This is a genomic window from Actinoplanes sp. NPDC051470, from assembly GCF_040682035.1.
In the GTDB taxonomy this organism is placed as follows: Bacteria; Actinomycetota; Actinomycetes; order Mycobacteriales; family Micromonosporaceae; genus Actinoplanes.
This window is the reverse complement of the sequence record NZ_JBFBAA010000008.1, coordinates 1-13,930: the sequence shown is the minus strand read 5'-3', so window position 1 is coordinate 13,930 and position 13,930 is coordinate 1. Positions and strand designations below refer to the sequence as shown.

The following is a 13,930-nucleotide window of genomic DNA, read 5'->3' as shown; positions in this document are numbered from 1 at the left end:
CCGGGGTGTCGCACGTCACCCGGAACGAGTCAGCTTACAGAGAGAGGATCACAGCATGACGGAACGTGAGACGGTCGACATGTGGTTCGACCCGGTGTGCCCCTGGGCCTGGATGACGTCGCGCTGGCTGCTCGAGGTGGAGAAGGTGCGTCCGCTGGACATCCGCTTCCACGTGATGAGCCTCTCGGTGCTCAACGAGGGGCGTGAGCTGCCGGCCGACTACCGTCAGCTGCTGGACACGGCGTGGGGGCCGGTGCGGGTCTGCATCGCCGCGGCCGAGACGGCCGGCCCCGAGGTGTTGCGCGACCTCTACACCGCGCTCGGCACCCGCATCCACCTGCAAAAATACGACCGGAACGAGAAGCTGTACGCCGAGGCGTTGTCCGACGCCGGCGTCGACCCGGGACTCGCCGCCGAGGCGGACAGTGACAAGTGGGACGAGAAGCTACGCGCGAGCCACGACGCCGGCATGAAGCCGGTCGGCATGGATGTCGGCACCCCGGTGATCCACGCGCCCGGCCCGGCCGGCGAGCCGGTGGCGATCTTCGGCCCGGTGGTCACCCCGGCGCCCAAGGGCGAAGCGGCGGGCAAGCTGTGGGACGGCGTCCGGCTGTGCATGAGCACGCCCGGGTTCTTCGAGCTCAAGCGCACCCGCGACCTCGGACCGATTTTCGAATGAGAGCACCCGGGGCCCCCGAGGGTCGTTGGATGGGGTGAACATCCCAGCGCGACCCGGGAGGGACCCTGTGAGTGCGAGTGACAGCGTCGCCACCTCGACGATCGCCGTTCATCCGGGTACGTGGACCGATCCCGATCTGGCGGCGATGGTGGCGCCGCCGGTGACGGTGGTCTCGATGCCGGTGGAGCGGAAGATGGACGACCGGCGTCGAGCGCAGTTGCAACGGTCACGAGGGAACATGCCGGTGGCACGGCACCGTCGGCCCGCCCGGTAGCCTGCGCGCATGACGGTCGCCCACCCGATCCCCCGGGCCTGGATCTCCGCCGCGAACACCGGCGCGCAGAACTACGACGAATTCGCCGACGACGCCGAGATCACCGCGATCATCGCGGCGAACCCGGCGAGCAGCCTGGCCATCGAGATGCCACATCTCGCGCCCGGTTCGCTCGGCCAGACCTTCACCGAGGCGCTGCCCGACGCGGCGGCCCGGCTCGCCGCGCAGCAGGAGCGCGGCGACTACACGTCGGCCGAACAGGTCGCCGTCCTCTACCGGATCACCGCGCCGGGGGAGCAGCCCGCGGTCGGCCTCTGGACGATGGTCGACACCGACCAGATCTCCACCAGCGCCGACGAGCCCGGCCTGGTCATCCGCAACGAGGACGTGTTCCTGGCCAAGGTGCGCGAGCGGGTCGCGCTGGCCGGGACGGTCAACACGCTGCTGTCCCCGGTGCTGCTGCTGCAGACCGGGCGCGGCGACGAGCTGCACGAGGCGCTGCTGGCCGCCACCGAGGCGGCCGGTGAGCCGGACGCCACCGATTCCGACCAGTCCGGGCGTACCCATCACGTTTGGGTCCTGCCCGCCGGTAAGCAGCAGGACGAGCTGCTGGCCCTGGCCGGCGGGGGCGAACTGGTCGTCGCCGACGGCAACCACCGCAGCCTGGCCGCACAGAGCGGGGGCCTGAGCCGCTTCCTGGCCGTGGTCACCACGCCCGCGTCGATCGCCATCCAGCCCTACAACCGGCTGATCAGCGAGCTGCCGGCGCCGCCGGGCGAGCTGGTCGAGCGGCTGACCGCGGCCGGCGCGACGGTCACCGACCTGCCGCAGCCCCCGCGGATCCCGGCCAAGGGCACGATCGAGCTGTACGTCGACGGCCACACCTACGCCGTTCAGCTCCCGGCCGACCCGAACGTGCCCGACGTCGAGAACCTCGACCACGCCCGCGTCGAGCGCGTGCTGCTCGGGCAGGTGCTCGGCCTCGACCCGGGCGACAAGCGGGTCAGCTACGTGGGCGGCGACTACTCGGCCGACTGGCTGCGCTCCGAGGTCGACGAGGCGCGCTCCGAGCTGGCCGTGCTGATCGCCCCGGTGACCGTCGACGACTTCGTCACGGTCAACCTCCAGCGCCAGAAGCTGCCCCGCAAGAGCACCTGGTTCACGCCCAAGGCGCGGGGCGGGCTCGTGTTGTCGCAGCTGAGCTGATGCTGCACCCGCAGGTCACGGCGGCCGCTTCGCTCCGGCGGCGGCCGCCGGCCGAGGTGCTGGCGGCCGACCCGCTGAGCCAGCTCCAGTTCGTCCGGGAGGCCATGGAAGCGGCCAACGAGGCCGAGACCGGGCCGGCGTTCCCGCTGCCGGTGGTCGCCGACTTCGAGGCCGGTGACGTGCCCTGCCGGCTCTACGCGACCGGCTTCGGCCTGCCGGTCGTGGTCTACGTGCACGGGGGCGGCTGGACGTACGGCAGCATCGAGACCTTCGACCGGCTGTGCCGCCGCATCGCGCAGCGGTCCGGGTGCGCCGTGGTGTCGGTGGGCTACCGCCTGGCCCCGGAACATCCGTTCCCGGCCGCGCTGGACGACGTCGAGGCCGTCCTCGCGTACCTGCGCAAGGAAGGTGAGGGCCTCGGCCTGGACCCCACCCGGCTGGCCATTGCCGGTGACAGCGCGGGTGGCCAGATCGCCACGGTCGTCGCGCGGCGCCTGCGGGACGCCGCCATGCCGCTGGATCACCAGGTGCTCATCTACCCGGCCCTCGACCCGCTGTGCGCCTCCGAGTCGTACGCCGAGCTGGGTTCTTACGGATTGGACCGGGCGTCGATGCAGCTGGCCTGGTCCGCCTACGTCCACGACCAGGCGCTGCGCTTCACGCCCGACGTGGCCATCCTGGCCACGCCCGACCTGGCCGGGATGCCACCGACGCTGATCATCACGGCCGAGTTCGACGTCCTGCGCGACGAGGGCGCCGACTACGCCGACGCGCTGGCCGCCGCGGGCGTCCCGGTGGTGCACACCCGCTACGCCCAGATGAACCACGGTTTCGCCCGCAAGCTGGCCGTCATTGACGCCGCCCGCGCGGCCGCCGACCAGATCGCGGCGGTCCTGCGCAGCGCCCTGACCTTCTGAGAGGATCGTGCCCATGCGTGTCTACATCGGCTCTGACCACGCCGGCTACGAGCTCAAGAACTCCCTGGTCGAACACCTGAACAAACAGGGTCACGACGTGGTCGACGTGGGACCGCACGTGTACGACCCCGAGGACGACTACCCGGCCTTCTGCTTCCACACCGCCTCCCGCACGGTCGCCGACCCGGACAGCCTGGGTGTCGTCATCGGCGGGTCGGGCAACGGCGAGCAGATCGCGGCCAACAAGATCGCGGGGGTACGCTCCGCGCTGGTCTGGAAGACCGAGATCGCCGAGCTGGGCCGCCAGCACAACGACGCGAACGTGTGCGCGATCGGCGCCCGGCAGCACACCCCGGAAGAGGCGGCCGCGTTCGTCGACGCGTTCCTGGCCACGCCGTTCTCCGGGAACGTTCGACACCAGCGCCGCATCGACCAGCTCACCGAGTACGAGCGCACCCGGACGCTGCCGCCGCTGCCGGCCGGTTAACGGCGGGGCAGCTCCTCGCGCGGGGTCCAGTTCCGGCGCACGATGGGCAGCTTCTCCGCCTCGGCGAGATGCTCGTCGGTCGGTCTCGCGGCGTCTCGCGCCCGAAGCGCCGCGCCCACGCTGACCTGCGACGATCCCGAGCCGACGAGGCCTCGGAGCCCACGCTCGGAGTCTTCGCCGCCGGTCGGCCGCCGGGCCTTCTCGACCGGCGGCGGCTCCGTTGCTTCCGGCCGCGGCTCCGTTGCTTCTGGCGGGGGCGGCGTTGCTTCCGGCGGGGGCGACGAGCGCACCCGCCGGCGCCTGCGTTCGGGCTCAGCCATCCTGCGACTCTAGAAGATCTGCGGCGGCTCTAGAAGATCTGCAGCGGCGAGGGCATCCGGTGCCAGCCGAAGGCCTGCGACGCCCGGATGAGCGCCCCCGGCGTCAGCTCACGCACCCGGCCCGCCCCCGCCAGCGACGTGAGCGAGGTCCCGCCCAGGTAGGCCGCCCCCAGCTCGGTCACCGTGCAGGCCAGGTCGGCCGGGCCGGTGGTCGGCTCGCAGGCGCCGTTGGTCAGCCGCCAGCGACCGGTGTTGGCCGGGATCAGCGGGTCGGTCACGTCCAGCACCACGTCGACGTCGGTGGCGTAGCGCCGGGCGGCCAGCGCGCCGGGCACGTCGACGATCCGGATCCACAGACCGTCCTGCAGCCGTACGCCGAGCTGCCGCGGCTCGTTCACCAGGTGCACCAGCGGGTCGTCCACCGGCAGGTACGTGGCGTGCAGGCTACGCGCCAGATCGACGCCGAGGAGGAAGCGCCAGAGCGTGGCGTACGTCTCCGGATCGGCCGCCACCACCTCGCCGACCTGGACCTCCGCGGTCGGCCCGTTGCTGTCCCAGCCGCCCTTGGTGCGCCAGGTCGCATAGCCGGTCAGGCCGTGCGGACCCTCGTGCACCACCCCGTGCCGCTCGGTCGCCCCCTCCCGCATCGCGGGGATGTCGGCGAGCACGAAGCGCCACCAGCGGTCGTCACGGGAGGACCAGCCGACCCGTTCGGCCCGCAACTGCTCGTACACCTTGGCGAAGTCGCCGATCGTGGCCACCGGGTCGACCAGCCGGAGCTTGCCGGCCGGCTCGCCGGGCAGGGTCAGCTCGCGGGTGTTCACGCGCAGCGACAGGCGCTGGGCGGCCAGGCCGTACCCGTACCGGGGGTAGATCCGGCCCTCGCTGGCCCACAGCACCGCGATCGGCTCGCGCCCCGCCGCCGCGACCTCGGCCAGCTGGCGCCGGATCATCCGGCTCAGGACGCCGCGCCGCCGGTGTGTCGGGGCGACACCCACGAGGGTGACATGCGCGGCCGGGAGGATCGCGCCGGGCACGGTCAATTCTCTGGTGTACGCGGCCGCGTGCCCGACCACGGCCTCGTCGTCGGTGGCGACCAGGCCGCGCTCCGGCTCGTACACCGAGCTTTCGACCTGCCGCAATTCGTCCGAGTCGGCGTCGTGGAAGAGGAGGCTGAGCAGCCTGTGGATCGCATCCCAGTCGTCCGCGGTGGCGGCCCGGAAGGTGAGGTCTTCTCCGGTGGTCATGCCGTTCTGTGTAACGGACCGGGCACGTCCGGGCTAACGAAAATACCTGTCTCAAATTCAATCCCGGTAGAGGCGCCCCGCAAGAGAATTTGAGACAGGTATTGCCGCGTCGTTACTCTCGAAGTCGCACGGCGCCCGGTGCGCCGCGCCTGAATTCGTCCGGGAGGATCCCAATGCCGGAGCAACCGCAGTGGTCGGAGCGGACGCTCGACATGCCGCCGCAGGACCCGTGGGCCGAGCCGCCCACCGCGCAGTCCGTGCCGGACGGCCCGCCCGTTCCGCCCGACCCGAGCCCGTTCTCGCGCGGCCGGGCGTCGGTGACCCCCAAGACGGCTCGGTTCACCGCCGAGCACGAGCCGACCGGGGTCGGCTGGCCGGGCGCCGGGGCGCCACCGCAACCGCGCGAGTTCTCCTGGCGTGAGCTGCGCCGGGGCGGCGAGTGGACCACCGCGGGCCTGCTGTTCGCCTTCGTCTGCTGGGGCATCTGGGCCATCTCGACCGACGGCGACCTGACCACCGCGGTGATCGTGTTCGTCTGCAGCCTGCTGGTCGCCGGCGGCCTCTTCGCGCTGTGCCGGCTGATCGGGCGCCAGGTGCTCGAGAAGCAGTTCGGCCGGGTCCGCCGGGGCGCTCGCGGCTCACACGTGGTCACGGCGATCTTCCTGATCGGCGTGGGTGTCGCCCACCTGCGCCAGACCGGCTGGGTGGTCGACGCCTACAACTGGGTCGTGGGGTTGTTCTAGCTCTGCCTCCAGTAGCTCTGCCTTGAGTCCTTTGCGGAACGGGTGGCGGGCCTCCTCCGGGAGGCCCGCCATCGTTCACTCGTTGAACGCCTTGCCCGTCTCGACGAGCGACTTGAGGTCGCTGAGCAGCCAGGCCCAGCCCCCGCCGGCGCCCTCCTCGTCGGTGCCCGCGACCATCGCGAACGACGCCGGCGACTCGGGCAGCTCGTGGATCACGGTCAGCTTGCAGGTGCCCGGCTGGCTCTTCGACTCGGAGATCTCGAAGGTCAGCGTCGAGTACGCCTCGGCCGCCGTGGCCGGGTCCATCAGCAGCTTCCAGGTCTGCTTGAGCCGCCGGGGCGGGTCGGCCTCGACGACCTCACCATCGGCGATCACCTCGGGCATCTCGAAGCCGTGCTGCTGGGCGAACGCCTTCATCCCGTCGTTGGCGAACTGACGGAACGCGCCGCCCGCTCGCAACTCATAGTGAGCGACGGCGGCGTACCCGTACCGCCCGTTCCATTCCGGGTCGGTGATCGCCGCCCAGATCCGGTCCGGCGTCGCCTTGATCCAGATGCGGTGCACCTGCGTCGTCGTGGTGGTGGTCATTCCTCGTCCTCCAGGGCGTTCTTGAGATCGACCAGTGCGGTGACCTGGCGTTCCGTGTACTTGTCGATCCACCGGTCATGGATCAGGCGGATCGGCACGGTGTTGAGGAAGTGCAACTTCTCCCGCCCGGACCGGCGCGCCACGACGAGACCCGCGTCCTCGAGGACCCGCAGGTGTTTCGCCACGCCGAAGCGCGTCATGGCCAGCTCGGACTCGAGCTCGGTCAGCGTGCGGCCGTCACACTGGAAGAGCAGATCAAGCAGAAACCGACGGCTCGGATCCGCGAGCGCCTTGAACACCCGGTCGTCATCCGTCATGACGCAAAGTTATGTGACCAGAAGGTCACATGTCAACGCCGAGGCTGGTGCCAATCTCCACGGCCGGACGCCGGCGCAACGGCCTGGACCATCTCGTCAGGTCGCCGAGATGGCGTGAGCCTGCTGTGCTCGTACTCTCCGTAGTTGATTTGTCACCGTGAATGACGCAACCGTCCGGCACCCGCCGAAGCAACCCGGCGCGTGCAACCTCAACCCATGAGCCCTCGCGTAGTGAACGTCTATCGTTCCCCAGCCCTGGCGGCCCTGGCCGCAGCCCGCGCCGTCGCCACCCGGCCCCCGCCCCCGCTTCCGGTGCGGCCGAGCGAGGCGTGACCTGAATCGTGGGGTCTGGGGGCTCGGCCCCCAGGTTGGCGTGCGAAGGGCCCCGGTCTGCGTTTTCCGCAGACACGGGGCCCCGGTCCGTCGTGGGGTCTGGGGGCTCGGCCCCCAGGCTGGCATGCGAAGGGCCCCGGTCTGCGTTTTCCGCAGACACGGGGCCCCAGTCCGTCGTGGGGTCTGGGGGCTCGGCCCCCAGGCTGGCATGCGAAGGGCCCCGGTCTGCGTTTTCCGCAGACACGGGGCCCCAGTCGTGAGCGGGCGACGAGAATCGAACTCGCGTAGTCAGTTTGGAAGACTGAAGCTCTACCATTGAGCTACGCCCGCGTCGGTGCATCAACAGCGTACTGAATGTCCCCCGTGACATGCGAACGGGATACCCCGGTGAGTCGCCCGGGCGACTCCGGAGCGCAGGCGCTGAGGCGGACCGCATACACTTGCCCGGCCACGGGGTGTGGCGCAGCTTGGTAGCGCACTCGCTTTGGGAGCGAGGGGCCGTGGGTTCAAATCCCGCCACCCCGACTGACACCACCAGACGAAGCAACAAGGAGTACGCCTGTGAAGAGCACCGTCGAGACTCTGAGCCCGACCCGGGTGAAGCTCGCCATCGAGGTGCCGTTCGACGAGCTCAAGCCGAGCCTGCAGAAGGCGTACCGGGAGATCGGCGCGCAGGTGCAGATCCCGGGCTTCCGGCGCGGCAAGATCCCCGCCCAGGTGATCGACCAGCGGGTCGGCCGGGGCACGGTCCTCAACGAGGCCGTGCAAGAGGCCATCCCGCAGCAGATCCTGGCCGCGGTCCGCGAGCACGACGTCAAGACGCTGGGCCGTCCCGAGGTCGAGATCACCGAGTTCACCGACGGTGAGCCGCTGAAGTTCACCGCCGAGGTCGACGTCCGGCCCGAGATCACCATGCCCGACCTGTCCACCATCTCGGTGACCGTGCCGGCCGTCGAGATCGGTGACAGCGAGATCGACGAGCAGGTCAACGGGCTGCGCGAGCGCTTCGCCACGCTGAAGACGGTCGACCGTCCGGCCGCCGAGGGCGACTACGTCCAGCTCGACCTCAAGGCGACCGTCGACGGCGAAGAGGTGCCGGGCGGCTCGGCCACCAACATCTCCCACGAGGTCGGCAGCAAGCAGCTGCTCCCGGGCCTCGACGAGGTGCTGGTCGGCCTGGTGGCCGACGCCGACGCGTCGTTCACCACCCAGCTGGTCGGCGGCGACTTCGCCGGCCGCGACGCCGACGTCGAGGTCAAGGTGCGCAGCGTCAAGGACAAGCAGCTGCCCGAGGTCGACGACGAGTTCGCCCAGCTGGCCAGCGAGTTCGACACGCTGGAAGAGCTGCGCGGCGACCTGCGCGAGCGGCTCGGCCGGGTGAAGAAGGTCGAGCAGATCTACGCCGCCCGTGACGAGGCACTCAAGCAGCTCGTCGAGGCGGCCGACATCCCGGCGCCCGAGGGCATCGTCAAGGACGAGGTCGAGGGCCGCAAGCAGGCCATGACCGACCAGCTCGAGCGGATCGGCGCCACCCTCGAGGACTACCTGGCCTCCGAGGAGAAGACCGAGGAGCAGATCGACACCGAGCTGGCCGACGCCGCGACCGAGGGCGTCCGTATCCAGCTCCTGCTCGACACGGTCGCCGACGCCGAGGACATCCAGGTCTCCGACGACGAGTTCGGCCACGAGATCGTGCACCGCGCGCAGCGGGCGCAGATGTCCCCGCAGCAGTACTACGACCAGCTCGTGCAGTCCGGCACCGCGGCCGCCGTGTTCGGCGACGTGCGCCGGGGCAAGGCGCTGGCCTCCGTGCTGGAGAAGGTCACCATGCAGGACAGCGAGGGCAACACGTTGACGCTGGACGACCTCCGCGAGGCCAACGAGGCCGAGCACGCCGGTCACGACCACTGACGCCTGCGCTGACAGCGAACACCCGCCCGAGCGGGAAGCCGCCGGGCATCCGACCGGTTACGTTGGTCGTACTACGGACCAGTTGCCGGCCGGATCGCTCGGCCGGTTCAGTCAGCGGTGAAGGGCTGCCATGACCGACCTGCACATTCCTGCGAGTCCCGCTCTGCGGGGCGGCGAACTCAGTGGCAACCTCGACGACTCGGTCTTCAACCGGCTGCTGCGCGAGCGGATCATCTTCCTCGGCAGCGAGGTGACCGACCAGGTCGCGAACCGCATCTGCGCGCAGCTCCTGCTGTTGTCCGCCGAGGACCCGGAGCGCGACATCAACCTGTGGATCAACTCGCCGGGTGGCTCGGTCTACTCCGGCATGGCGATCTACGACACCATGCAGTTCATCGACAACGACGTTCAGACCGTGGCCATGGGCATGGCCGCGTCGATGGGACAGTTGTTGCTCTGCGCGGGCACCGCGGGCAAGCGTTTCGCCCTGCCCCACGCGCGGATCATGATGCACCAGCCGTCCGGCGGGATGGGCGGTACGGCCGCCGACATCGCGATCCAGGCCGAGCAGATGCTCTACACCAAGCGCATGTTCCAGGAGCGGGTGTCCTTCCACACCGGCCAGGACCAGGCGCAGATCGAGGCCGACTCCGACCGCGACCGCTGGTTCACGGCCGAAGAGGCCAAGGACTACGGCTTCATCGACAAGGTGATCACCGGGGCCACACAGGTCCCGGAGGGCGCCGGCACGCTGAACTGAGGGAGCAGACCATGACCGACCTTTCCATGCCTCCAGGGTTCGCACCCGTGCACAACCGGTACGTCCTGCCTTCGTTCGTGGAGCGCACGTCGTACGGCGTCAAGGAGTCGAACCCGTACAACAAGATGTTCGAGGACCGGATCATCTTCCTCGGCGTGCAGGTGGACGACGCGTCGGCCAACGACGTGATGGCCCAGCTGCTGACGCTGGAGAGCACCGACCCCGACCGCGACATCACCATGTACATCAACTCGCCCGGTGGTTCGTTCACGGCCATGACGGCGATCTACGACACGATGCAGTACGTCCGCCCCGACATCATCACGGTGTGTCTCGGCCAGGCGGCCAGCGCGGCCGCTGTGCTGCTGGCGGCCGGGTCGCCGGGCAAGCGGATGGCGCTGCCCCACTCGCGGATCATCATCCACCAGCCGGCCACCGAGGGCGGCTACGGCCAGGGCTCGGACATCGAGATCCAGGCGCGCGAGATCCTCCGGATGCGTACCCAGCTCGAGGAACTGCTGGCCAAGCACTCCGGCCAGACGGTCGAGAAGGTCCGCAAGGACATCGACCGCGACAAGATCATGACGGCCGATGAGACCAAGGAGTACGGTCTCGTCGACACCGTTCTGGTCAGCCGTAAGAAGAGCCTTCAGACCGTGGGCGCGGGCAACTGACACCACCCGCCGGGGGTCGGACAGTCGCGAGCTAGACTGACCGGCCCCTGACACGCCCGTTTTGGGGGGTCGGAGAAGTGCCCAACAGCGGGTAACGTCGAGCGTGCAACCTCAGCAACGCGGGTCCGCGGACGATGAGCTGTGCAGGACGAAAGTTTTCAACGGCGTCGAGGCGGATCGTTCTCAGCTTGAGGACGGGCAGTAGCCGGCCGATGAGTGGCAGGGAGACCGTAGGTGGCACGGATCGGTGACGGTGGCGACCTACTGAAGTGCTCCTTCTGTGGGAAGTCCCAGAAGCAGGTCAAGAAGCTCATCGCGGGCCCTGGGGTCTACATCTGCGACGAGTGCATCGATCTCTGCAACGAGATCATCGAGGAAGAGCTGGCCGAAACCGGCGAGGTGAAGTGGGAAGAGCTTCCCAAGCCGATGGAGATCTGCCAGTTCCTCGACAACTACGTGGTCGGGCAGGAACAGGCCAAGAAGGCGCTGTCGGTCGCCGTCTACAACCACTACAAGCGGATTCAGGCCGAGTCGGCCGGCGCGCCCGGAGCGGGCAGCGACGTCGAGGTGGCCAAGTCCAACATCATGCTCATCGGCCCCACCGGCTGCGGCAAGACACACCTGGCGCAGACCCTGGCCCGCATGCTGAACGTGCCGTTCGCGATCGCCGACGCCACCGCGCTGACCGAGGCCGGCTATGTCGGTGAGGATGTCGAGAACATCCTGCTCAAGCTGATCCAGGCCGCCGACTACGACGTCAAGCGGGCCGAGCAGGGCATCATCTACATCGACGAGGTCGACAAGATCGCTCGCAAGAGTGAGAACCCGTCGATCACCCGCGACGTCTCCGGCGAGGGTGTCCAGCAGGCCCTGCTCAAGATCCTCGAGGGCACGGTGGCCAATGTGCCGCCGCAGGGCGGCCGGAAGCACCCCCACCAGGAGTTCATCCAGATCGACACCACCAACGTGCTGTTCATCGTGGGTGGCGCGTTCGCCGGGCTGGACCGCATCATCGAGTCCCGCGTCGGCCAGGGCGGGGTCGGCTTCGGCGCCCACCTGCGTTCGATCTCCGAGCGGAACACCGACGACATCTTCAGCAAGGTCATGCCGGAAGACATGCTGAAGTTCGGGCTGATTCCCGAGTTCATCGGCCGGCTCCCGGTGATCACCACGGTGCGCAACCTCGACCGCGAGGCGCTCATCAAGATCCTCACCGAGCCGCGCAACGCCTACGTGAAGCAGTACCAACGCCTCTTCGAACTCGACGGCGTCGAGCTCGAGTTCGACACCGGCGCCCTCGAGGCCATCGCCGATCAGGCCATGCTCCGAGGCACCGGCGCCCGCGGCCTCCGCGCCATCATGGAAGAGGTTCTCCTCTCCGTGATGTATGAGGTCCCGAGCAACCCCGACGCCGCGCGTGTGCTCATCACCCGCGAGGTGGTCCTCGAGAACGTCAACCCGACCATCGTCCCGCGCGAGTTCGGGGGCCGCCGTGCCCGCCGCGAGCGCGAGGAGAAGTCGGCCTGACCCTCGCCGACGCCATCGCCCGCCTCGCTCGAGGCGGGCGAGCACCTCGGTGGCGGCCCTTGGCCTTCGTCGGCTCTGGGCCCACGCCGTGACCCTGCCTTCCCGGCCCGCTCAAGATCCCTCTGACGCCCGGCGATGACTTCACGCACAGCCGGGTGGCCAGAGCCCACGGTCGTGCCTTGGCCGCCGCCGCGCACCCTGTGGCTCCGAACTCTGCTGTCCCCACCACACCCTGGGCGCGCTTAGGCTCGGGGTATGCGTGTTGCGGTGTGTCAGCTGAATGCCCAGGACGATCGTGAGCGGAATCTTGCCGAGGCCCGTGGACTGCTGGAGCGGGCGGCTGCGGCGGGAGCCGAACTGGCCGTGCTGCCGGAGTATGTCGACTATCTCGGGCGTGGCCAGGGGATGCCGAAGCCGGAGGGGATAGACGGCGAGTTCGCCGGCTTCTTCGCCGCGGCGGCCCGGGAGCTCGGGATCTGGGTGCACGCGGGCTCGTTCCACGAGAGCGGGCCGGACGACGATCACACCTACAACACGTCACTGGTCTTTTCGCCCGCGGGTGAGCGGGTGGCGGTCTATCGCAAGATCCATCTGTACGACGTGGAGATCCCGGGACGGGTCTCGTACCAGGAGTCGCGCACCGTGTCGGCCGGCGACGACGTCGTGGTGGCCCCGGTCGCGGGGGTGCCGGTCGGGCTGTCGATCTGTTACGACCTGCGGTTCCCCGAGCTCTATCGACGCCTCGCCGATGGCGGCGCGCAGGTCATCGTGGTGCCGGCGGCCTTCATGATGCATACGGGTCGCGATCACTGGGAGGTTCTGCTGCGGGCGCGGGCGATCGAGAACCAGTGCTATGTCGTGGCGGCGGGGCAGATCGGTGACCACGAGCCCGACCGGACGTGCTTCGGGCGCAGCATGGTGATCGACCCCTGGGGGACCGTGGTGGCTCAGGCGCCTGATGTCGTGGGTGTTGTCGTCGCGGATCTCGACCTCGAGCGGGTGGAGAAGATCCGGACCGAGGTGCCCAGTCTGGCCAACCGCCGGCTCTGACCCGGGTTAAGGCCTTCCGCGTCGACCCGGGTTAAGGCCTTCCGCGCCGCAGCGCTGGCCGGGTCATGGATCGGCCTCAGATTTGCGCGACCAGGTAGCTGACCACGGCGACGCCGACCAGGGCGCCGCCGATCAGGAGCATCGCGCCGCCCATCCGGGACGGGCCGCGGCGGAGCAGCTTGAGCAGCGAAACCGCCATCACCACCAGCACCAACAGGCCGATGACCAGCTGCCACAGGGGTGAGAGCAGGCCGAACAGCCAGTCGCCGGCGGGTGCCGAGGTCTCGGTCATGCCTGCCACTCTGACACGGCCGGGGGCCGATTTGCGTTTCGCCAGACCGGTCGCGTAAGTTTCTCCACGGCACACGGAGCCGGACGAAGAGGATTCTTCGGACAGCGCCTGAGCCACCGCCGAAGACGCGCGCTATGCTCGTCAGAGGCACCGGGCGAGGCAGGGTGTGAGCACGGGAAACCGGGTTTGCACCGGCGGGAACGACCGGGTAGAGTATGAGAGCCGCAGGAGCCGGGCGGATGGATCGCTAAGCGGTCATCGGTCGGTCTGACGGATAACCCGAACGACACAACCACTTCAGGGTGGTTAGCGTTAGCGCGGGTTGAACTGGGCGATGCCTTCGAGGTTGCAACCTCGTGATGGCGATGTCGACCAGGAATCGGAGCGAAAGCCCCAAGGAAGGATCTCGGTCAGAGATCCGGTTTTTGGTGTGTGGTTGTTCTTTGAGAACTCAACAGGGTGCTTGATAAGCCAGTGCCAATTTATGGCGAGGTTTTGTTTTGCCTCGCGATTCCTTTGGCAACAAGATTGTTTGTTGCTGGGATTTGAAATATCTCTAGATTTTGTTGGAGAGTTTGATCCTGGCTCAGGACGAACGCTGGCGG

Annotated in this window: 16 protein-coding genes and 2 tRNA genes; 11 read left to right on the top strand and 7 right to left on the bottom strand. The window is 69.0% G+C overall.

Annotation, left to right across the window (positions count from 1 at the left end):
* The first annotated feature begins 55 nt into the window (after window positions 1-55).
* The 4 genes from AB0M54_RS16105 to AB0M54_RS16090 all read left to right on the top strand — a co-directional run bounded on the left by AB0M54_RS16105 (window position 56) and on the right by AB0M54_RS16090 (window position 3,563).
* Window positions 56-679, top strand: coding sequence for a disulfide bond formation protein DsbA (locus AB0M54_RS16105; protein WP_364471860.1), 624 nt, complete (start codon window positions 56-58; stop codon window positions 677-679).
* Window positions 680-962: 283 nt separating this feature from the next.
* Window positions 963-2,159 (top strand): DUF1015 family protein, encoded by a 1,197-nt coding sequence (locus AB0M54_RS16100; protein WP_364471857.1) that lies wholly within the window; start codon window positions 963-965, stop codon window positions 2,157-2,159.
* The gene (locus tag AB0M54_RS16095) at window positions 2,159-3,076 is read left to right on the top strand and encodes an alpha/beta hydrolase (RefSeq protein ID WP_364471854.1); all 918 of its coding nucleotides are present in this window, start codon (window positions 2,159-2,161) and stop codon (window positions 3,074-3,076) included. Before AB0M54_RS16100 ends, AB0M54_RS16095 begins: the two co-directional genes overlap by 1 nt.
* A 13-nt stretch (window positions 3,077-3,089) precedes the next feature.
* Complete coding sequence (locus AB0M54_RS16090; protein WP_364471851.1) at window positions 3,090-3,563, top strand: ribose-5-phosphate isomerase; 474 nt, start codon at window positions 3,090-3,092, stop codon at window positions 3,561-3,563.
* On the opposite strand, the gene AB0M54_RS16085 is transcribed toward AB0M54_RS16090, so the two are convergent.
* Both AB0M54_RS16085 and AB0M54_RS16080 read right to left on the bottom strand, forming a co-directional pair.
* Window positions 3,560-3,883, bottom strand: a complete 324-nt coding sequence (locus AB0M54_RS16085) for a hypothetical protein (protein ID WP_364331153.1) — start codon at window positions 3,881-3,883, stop codon at window positions 3,560-3,562. The genes AB0M54_RS16090 and AB0M54_RS16085 overlap by 4 nt on opposite strands.
* A 29-nt stretch (window positions 3,884-3,912) precedes the next feature.
* The gene (locus AB0M54_RS16080) at window positions 3,913-5,130 is read right to left on the bottom strand and encodes a GNAT family N-acetyltransferase (protein WP_364471849.1); all 1,218 of its coding nucleotides are present in this window, start codon (window positions 5,128-5,130) and stop codon (window positions 3,913-3,915) included.
* Between the two features lie 173 nt (window positions 5,131-5,303).
* On the opposite strand from AB0M54_RS16080, the gene AB0M54_RS16075 reads away from it, so the two are divergent.
* Window positions 5,304-5,873 carry a DNA-directed RNA polymerase II gene (locus AB0M54_RS16075; RefSeq protein WP_364471846.1) on the top strand — a complete coding sequence of 190 codons (570 nt, stop codon included), beginning with the start codon at window positions 5,304-5,306 and terminating at the stop codon, window positions 5,871-5,873.
* Between the two features lie 75 nt (window positions 5,874-5,948).
* On the opposite strand, the gene AB0M54_RS16070 is transcribed toward AB0M54_RS16075, so the two are convergent.
* The 3 genes from AB0M54_RS16070 to AB0M54_RS16060 all read right to left on the bottom strand — a co-directional run bounded on the left by AB0M54_RS16070 (window position 5,949) and on the right by AB0M54_RS16060 (window position 7,441).
* Window positions 5,949-6,461, bottom strand: a complete 513-nt coding sequence (locus AB0M54_RS16070) for an SRPBCC domain-containing protein (RefSeq protein ID WP_364471843.1) — start codon at window positions 6,459-6,461, stop codon at window positions 5,949-5,951.
* Window positions 6,458-6,778, bottom strand: a complete 321-nt coding sequence (locus AB0M54_RS16065; RefSeq protein ID WP_364471840.1) for a metalloregulator ArsR/SmtB family transcription factor — start codon at window positions 6,776-6,778, stop codon at window positions 6,458-6,460. Before AB0M54_RS16065 ends, AB0M54_RS16070 begins: the two co-directional genes overlap by 4 nt.
* A 592-nt stretch (window positions 6,779-7,370) precedes the next feature.
* Window positions 7,371-7,441, bottom strand: a tRNA-Gly gene (locus AB0M54_RS16060).
* Between the two features lie 121 nt (window positions 7,442-7,562).
* Here AB0M54_RS16060 and AB0M54_RS16055 point away from each other — a divergent pair.
* The 6 genes from AB0M54_RS16055 (at window position 7,563) to AB0M54_RS16030 (ending at window position 13,033) form a co-directional block, all read left to right on the top strand.
* Window positions 7,563-7,636: transfer RNA gene (locus AB0M54_RS16055), tRNA-Pro, on the top strand.
* Between the two features lie 36 nt (window positions 7,637-7,672).
* Window positions 7,673-9,022 carry a trigger factor gene (gene tig / locus AB0M54_RS16050; protein ID WP_364331168.1) on the top strand — a complete coding sequence of 450 codons (1,350 nt, stop codon included), beginning with the start codon at window positions 7,673-7,675 and terminating at the stop codon, window positions 9,020-9,022.
* A gap of 130 nt (window positions 9,023-9,152) precedes the next feature.
* Entirely contained in the window at window positions 9,153-9,782 is a 630-nt protein-coding gene (locus tag AB0M54_RS16045; protein WP_364331171.1) for an ATP-dependent Clp protease proteolytic subunit, read from the top strand.
* 11 nt (window positions 9,783-9,793) lie between these two features.
* Entirely contained in the window at window positions 9,794-10,456 is a 663-nt protein-coding gene (locus tag AB0M54_RS16040; RefSeq protein ID WP_364331174.1) for an ATP-dependent Clp protease proteolytic subunit, read from the top strand.
* Window positions 10,457-10,690: 234 nt separating this feature from the next.
* Complete coding sequence (clpX, locus tag AB0M54_RS16035) at window positions 10,691-11,983, top strand: ATP-dependent Clp protease ATP-binding subunit ClpX (RefSeq protein ID WP_364331177.1); 1,293 nt, start codon at window positions 10,691-10,693, stop codon at window positions 11,981-11,983.
* A 255-nt stretch (window positions 11,984-12,238) separates the two neighbouring features.
* Window positions 12,239-13,033 (top strand): carbon-nitrogen hydrolase family protein, encoded by a 795-nt coding sequence (locus tag AB0M54_RS16030; protein ID WP_364331180.1) that lies wholly within the window; start codon window positions 12,239-12,241, stop codon window positions 13,031-13,033.
* Between the two features lie 76 nt (window positions 13,034-13,109).
* Here AB0M54_RS16030 and AB0M54_RS16025 read toward each other — a convergent pair whose 3' ends face one another.
* Both AB0M54_RS16025 and AB0M54_RS16020 read right to left on the bottom strand, forming a co-directional pair.
* Window positions 13,110-13,334, bottom strand: a complete 225-nt coding sequence (locus AB0M54_RS16025) for a hypothetical protein (RefSeq protein ID WP_364331183.1) — start codon at window positions 13,332-13,334, stop codon at window positions 13,110-13,112.
* A gap of 303 nt (window positions 13,335-13,637) precedes the next feature.
* Window positions 13,638-13,930 (bottom strand): hypothetical protein (locus AB0M54_RS16020; RefSeq protein ID WP_364471837.1); only part of this gene is annotated, 293 nt, incomplete at its 5' end.

Excerpts from the sequence above, each read along its gene's own strand:
- AB0M54_RS16105 (WP_364471860.1), top strand. The coding sequence starts at position 56 with ATGACGGAACGTGAGACGGTCGACATGTGGTTCGACCCGGTGTGCCCC.
- AB0M54_RS16040 (WP_364331174.1), top strand. The coding sequence starts at position 9,794 with ATGACCGACCTTTCCATGCCTCCAGGGTTCGCACCCGTGCACAACCGG.
- AB0M54_RS16090 (WP_364471851.1), top strand. The coding sequence starts at position 3,090 with ATGCGTGTCTACATCGGCTCTGACCACGCCGGCTACGAGCTCAAGAAC.
- AB0M54_RS16080 (WP_364471849.1), bottom strand. The coding sequence starts at position 5,130 with ATGACCACCGGAGAAGACCTCACCTTCCGGGCCGCCACCGCGGACGAC.
- AB0M54_RS16085 (WP_364331153.1), bottom strand. The coding sequence starts at position 3,883 with ATGGCTGAGCCCGAACGCAGGCGCCGGCGGGTGCGCTCGTCGCCCCCG.
- AB0M54_RS16045 (WP_364331171.1), top strand. The coding sequence starts at position 9,153 with ATGACCGACCTGCACATTCCTGCGAGTCCCGCTCTGCGGGGCGGCGAA.
- AB0M54_RS16070 (WP_364471843.1), bottom strand. The coding sequence starts at position 6,461 with ATGACCACCACCACGACGACGCAGGTGCACCGCATCTGGATCAAGGCG.
- AB0M54_RS16100 (WP_364471857.1), top strand. The coding sequence starts at position 963 with ATGACGGTCGCCCACCCGATCCCCCGGGCCTGGATCTCCGCCGCGAAC.
- AB0M54_RS16075 (WP_364471846.1), top strand. The coding sequence starts at position 5,304 with ATGCCGGAGCAACCGCAGTGGTCGGAGCGGACGCTCGACATGCCGCCG.
- AB0M54_RS16065 (WP_364471840.1), bottom strand. The coding sequence starts at position 6,778 with ATGACGGATGACGACCGGGTGTTCAAGGCGCTCGCGGATCCGAGCCGT.
- AB0M54_RS16030 (WP_364331180.1), top strand. The coding sequence starts at position 12,239 with ATGCGTGTTGCGGTGTGTCAGCTGAATGCCCAGGACGATCGTGAGCGG.
- AB0M54_RS16095 (WP_364471854.1), top strand. The coding sequence starts at position 2,159 with ATGCTGCACCCGCAGGTCACGGCGGCCGCTTCGCTCCGGCGGCGGCCG.